The following is a 5,236-nucleotide window of genomic DNA, read 5'->3' as shown; positions in this document are numbered from 1 at the left end:
ACCGGCGGCGCGGTCCCGACGACGGCGCCGGGCACCCGCTCGGGGAGGACCGCCAGCTGCCCGGCCAGCGGGCCGTCGGCCGACGCGAGGACGACGAGGGCGTCGTCGAGACCGGCCGACAGCACCGGCTCGCCGGCGTGGGCGGCGGCGTCGGCGGCCACGTCGACCGCGGCGGCGCGCTGCTCGACGCTGCCCAGCACCGCCAGCGCCAGCACGGGCTCGGCCGGCAGCCGCTCGCCGAGCGCCTCGACGACCGGGCCGACCGCGGCGGTCTGACCGGCGAGCAGCAGCCGCAGGATCGCCGCCCGCAGCGCCGCGGTGCCGCTGTCGAGCGCGCGGGACTGCTCCAGGCGCAGCGTGAGCAGCAGCGCGGCGGCGTTGACCACGTGCCGGTCGCCGGCCGGGAACGGTCCCGCCCGGCCGACGGCGAGGAACCCGCGCACCCGGGAGCCGGTGCCCAGCGACTGCAGCAGCACCGTCTCGCCGGGCTGGGTGAGCGCGGCACCGGCCGGGGGCCGGGTCGTGCGGAGCCGGTCGACCGCCGCCGTCAGGTCGCCGGCGCGTCCGCGCGCGGACGGCGGTGCGGCCTCCAGCGGCGTCCCGGCGGCGTCGACCAGCAGTGCCCAGCCGCCGAGGTGCCGGGCCAGCCGGTCGACCACGGTGCCGGGAGCGCCGGGCGCCACGGCGGCGCGGGTCAGCTCCCGCTGCACCGTCGACGTCCGGGTGACCGCCGCGTACTCCTCGGCCGCGAGCGCGCTGGACACCGCCCGCGACAGCGCGATGAACGGCGTCTGCCGGGGCACCTCGAGGACCGCCAGCCCGTGCGCGTCGGCCGCGGCCACCAGGTCGGCGGGCACCTGCGCGTGGCTCAGGCCCGTGCCCAGCCCGAGGCCCACCACACCGGCCTCCGCCAGCCGGCGGACGTAGTCGGAGACGTCGGCACCGCCGGACGCGAGCGCCAGGCCGGTGGTGAGCAGCAGCTCCCCGCCCTCGAGGAACGGCGTCGGGTCGGCCAGCTCGCTGACGTGCACCCAGGAGACGGCGCGGTCGACCGCCGCGCCACGGGTGTGCAGCGTCAACCCGAGCGGCGCGGTGCCCAGCAGGGTCGCGACGGTGACCGGCACGGCGACCACCTCTCGACTCGACGATCTGGACACCCGGACGACCCAGGGGTGCCGTTTCGGACGGTACCGGGAGAGACGTGCGCCACCCACCCTGGACACCGGAACCTCCCCCGTCGGGGGACGCCTGCGCACGAGGAGACAGTGATGACCGACCTGCTCACCGGACCCGACACCGTCGCCCAGGAGCGGCGCCTGGTCACCGAGCTGCCCGGCCCGCGCTCGCGCGAGCTGGCCGCCCGCCGTGCCGGGGCGGTCACCTCCGCCGTCGGCAGCGTCCTGCCGGTGTACGTCGAGCGCGGGTCCGGCGGCGTGGTCGTCGACGTCGACGGCAACTCCTTCATCGACCTCGGCTCGGGCATCGCGGTCACCAACGTCGGCCACGCCGCCCCCGAGGTCGTGGCCGCCGTCCAGGCGCAGGTCGCCGCCTTCACCCACACCTGCTTCATGGTCGGGCCCTACGAGGGCTACGTCGCCGTCGCCGAGGAGCTCAACCGGCTGACCCCCGGCGACCACGAGAAGCGCTCGGCGCTGTTCAACACGGGCGCGGAGGCCGTGGAGAACGCGGTCAAGGTCGCGCGGGTGGCCACCGGCCGCTCGGCCGTCGTCGTCTTCGACCACGCCTACCACGGCCGCACCAACCTCACGATGGCGCTGACGGCGAAGAACATGCCGTACAAGCACGGCTTCGGGCCCTTCGCCGGCGAGGTGTACCGGGTCCCGATGTCCTACCCCTTCCGCGACGAGGCCGGGATGACCGGCGAGCAGGCCGCCGCGCGGGCGTTCGACCTGATCGAGACCCAGATCGGCGCGGCCAACGTCGCCGCGGTGCTCATCGAGCCGATCCAGGGCGAGGGCGGCTTCGTCGTCCCGGCGCCGGGCTTCCTCCCGGCCCTGACCGACTGGTGCCGCCGCTCCGGCGCGGTGTTCATCGCCGACGAGGTGCAGACCGGCTTCTGCCGCACCGGCGCCTGGTTCGCCTCCGAGCACGAGCAGGTCGTCCCCGACCTGATCGCCACCGCCAAGGGCATCGCCGGCGGGATGCCGCTGGCCGGGGTGACCGGCCGGGCCGAGCTGATGGACGCCGTCCACACCGGCGGCCTGGGCGGCACCTACGGCGGCAACCCGGTGGCCTGCGCCGCCGCGCTGGCCACCATCCGCACCATGCGCGAGCACGACCTCAACGCCGCCGCGCGCGCCATCGAGGCCACCATGCTGCCGCGGCTGCACGCGCTGGCCGAGCGCACCGGCGTCGTCGGCGACGTCCGCGGTCGCGGCGCGATGCTGGCCGTCGAGCTGGTCGAGCCGGGCACGACGAAGCCCGACGCCGCGCTGACCAACGCGATCTCCAAGGCCTGCCACGCCGAGGGCGTCATCACGCTGACCGCCGGCACGCACAGCAACGTGCTGCGCTTCCTGCCCCCGCTGGTCATCGGGCAGGACCTGCTCACCGAGGGGCTCGACGTCCTCGACGCCGTCTTCGACGCGCACGCCGGGAAGTGAGCGCCCCGGCCGCCGGCGCGCGCCGCCGGCTGACCCTGCGTCCGGAGGGCCCGGCCGCCGGCGACCGCGTCGGCGGCCTGGTCACCTGGCCGGCCGCCCGGCCGCTGCTGGCCGACGTGGTGCCCGTGTTCGACCGGCTCGGCGTGCGGGTGGCCGACGCCGTCGCCGTCCCCGGGGACGACGGCGCGCCGGCCACCCGGCTGGAGCTGCTCCTCCCGCCCGGGACGGCGCCGGCCACGGCGCTGCCCCGGCTGGAGCAGGCCCTGGCCTCCGCCTGGGCGGGGGAGACCGAGCTCGACGGGCTGTCCCGCCTGACCGTGGGCGCCGGCCTGCCCGTCGGTGACGTCGCCGTGCTGCGCGCCGCCTGCCGCTACCTGGCGCAGGTGGGGCTGGGCCTGTCCCGCGGCTACGTCGAGGAGACCGTGCTCGCGGCGCCGGGGTTCGCCCGCGCGCTGCTGGCGCACTTCGCCGCCCGGCACGACCCCGACGCGGCCGACCCCGCCGCCGCGGCCTCGGCCGCCGACCACCTGGCCGAGCTGCTCACCCGGACGACGAGCCTGGACCAGGACCGCATCCTGCGCGGCCTGCGCGACGTGCTCGCCGCCGTGGTGCGCACCAACCGCTACCAGGTCGACGACGCGGGGGCGCCGCGGCCGGCCCTGGCGCTGAAGATCGCCTCCGCGCGCCTGGACCTGCTGCCCGCGCCGCGGCCGGCGGTCGAGACCTTCGTCTGCTCGCCGGGCATGGAGGGGCTGCACCTGCGCGGTGCTCCCGTGGCCCGCGGCGGGCTGCGCTGGTCGGAGCGGCCGGAGGACTTCCGCACCGAGGTGCTCGGCCTGGTCAAGGCGCAGATGGTCAAGAACGCCGTCATCGTGCCGGCCGGGGCCAAGGGCGCCTTCGTCGTCCGCGGCGACCTGCGCGGCCTGGACCGCGCGGCGCTGCAGGAGCGGGTGGCCCGCGCCTACCGGACCTTCGTCGACGCGCTGCTCGACGTCACCGACGACCGCGGAGTCGACGGCGAGGGTGGCGATCGCGTCGTGCACCCGGCCCGCACCGTGGTCCACGACGGGCCCGACCCGTACCTCGTGGTCGCGGCCGACAAGGGGACGGCGGCCTTCTCCGACCTGGCCAACGAGGTCGCCGAGCGCCGCGGCTTCTGGCTGGGCGACGCCTTCGCCAGCGGTGGCTCCAGCGGCTACGACCACAAGGCCATGGGCATCACCGCCCGCGGCGCGTGGGTGTCGGTGCGCCGCCACCTGCGCGAGCTCGGCGCCGACCCCGACGGGCCGCTGACGGCGGTCGGCGTCGGCGACATGTCCGGCGACGTCTTCGGCAACGGGATGCTGCTGTCGGACGAGCTGCGGCTCGTGGCCGCCTTCGACCACCGGCACGTCTTCCTCGACCCGGACCCCGACCCGGTCCGGTCGGCGGCCGAGCGCCGCCGGCTGTTCGCGCTGCCGGGCTCGTCGTGGGACGACTACGACCGCTCGGCGCTGTCCCCGGGCGGCGGCGTGCACCGCCGCGACGCCAAGTCCGTGCCGCTGTCCCCGCAGGTGCGGGCGCGGCTGGGCGTGGACGCCGAGGAGCTGTCGCCGGCCCAGCTGGTGCAGGCGGTGCTGCGGGCCCCGGTCGACCTGCTGTGGAACGGCGGCATCGGCACCTACGTCCGCGCCGCCGACGAGACCGACGCGCAGGTCGGCGACCGCGCCAACGACGCCGTCCGCGTGACCGCCGGGGAGCTGCGCTGCCGGGTGGTGGGGGAGGGCGGGAACCTGGGGCTGACCCAGCGCGCGCGGATCGCCGCGGCGCGGGCCGGCGTCGCGCTGAACACCGACTTCATCGACAACTCCGCCGGCGTGGACACCTCCGACCGCGAGGTCAACCTGAAGGTGCTGCTCTCGGGTGTGCCCCGCGCCGAGCGCGACGCGGTGCTGCGCGCGGTCGAGGACGAGGTGGCCGCGGCGGTGCTGGCCGACAACGCGTTGCAGGCGCGGGCGCTGTCGGTGTGCGCGGCCCAGGCGCCGTTCCTGCTCGACCGGCACGCCCAGCTGATCGGCGACCTCGAGCGGCACGGCCTCGACCGCGACCTCGAGGGGCTGCCGTCGGAGGCCGAGGTGGAGCGGCTGCGCCAGGCCGGGGCCGGGCTGACCCGGCCCGAGGCCGCGGTGCTGCTCGCGCACTCCAAGAACCTGGTCCGCGAGGAGCTGTTGCGCAGCGACCTGCCCGACGACCCGTCGGTGGCCGGGGTGCTGGCGGCCTACTTCCCCCGCGAGGTGCGCGAGCGCTGGCCCGACCGGGTGGCCGCGCACCCGCTGGCCCGGGAGATCACCGCCACGCAGCTGGCCAACGACCTGGTGAACCGGGTGGGTCCGGGCTTCCTGCTGCGCCTGGAGGAGCGCCACGGCGTCCCGACGCCGGTCGCGGTCCGCGCGTACACCGTGGCCACGCAGGTGCTCGACCTCGACCCGCTCTGGGCGCGGGTGGACGGCCTCCCCGGGAACGAGGTGCCGCTGGCGGTGGAGCGGCTGGCGCTGCCCGAGCTGCAGGCGGCCACCGAGCGGACGGCCGACCGGTTGCTGCGCGCCCACCCCGACCCCGCGGCGCTGACCGCG

General features: G+C 77.1%; 3 protein-coding genes. 2 read left to right on the top strand and 1 reads right to left on the bottom strand.

Going from position 1 to position 5,236, the window contains the following annotated elements; all coding sequences use genetic code 11:
* A partial coding sequence (locus tag ABQ292_RS25955) for a PucR family transcriptional regulator ligand-binding domain-containing protein (RefSeq protein WP_369210587.1) occupies positions 1-1,124 on the bottom strand: 1,124 nt, incomplete at its 3' end.
* 144 nt (positions 1,125-1,268) lie between these two features.
* Here ABQ292_RS25955 and gabT point away from each other — a divergent pair.
* Together gabT and ABQ292_RS25945 are read left to right on the top strand one after the other, a co-directional pair.
* Positions 1,269-2,624, top strand: coding sequence for a 4-aminobutyrate--2-oxoglutarate transaminase (gene gabT / locus ABQ292_RS25950; protein WP_369210586.1), 1,356 nt, complete (start codon positions 1,269-1,271; stop codon positions 2,622-2,624).
* The coding region (locus tag ABQ292_RS25945) for an NAD-glutamate dehydrogenase domain-containing protein (RefSeq protein WP_369210585.1) at positions 2,621-5,236 on the top strand (2,616 nt) is incomplete at its 3' end. The genes gabT and ABQ292_RS25945, both read left to right, overlap by 4 nt.

The sequence above is a fragment of the Geodermatophilus maliterrae genome (genome assembly GCF_041018925.1).
Taxonomy (GTDB): Bacteria; Actinomycetota; Actinomycetes; order Mycobacteriales; family Geodermatophilaceae; genus Geodermatophilus; species Geodermatophilus maliterrae.
Note: the sequence above shows the minus strand (reverse complement) of the source record. Positions and strands in the feature narration are given on the sequence as shown.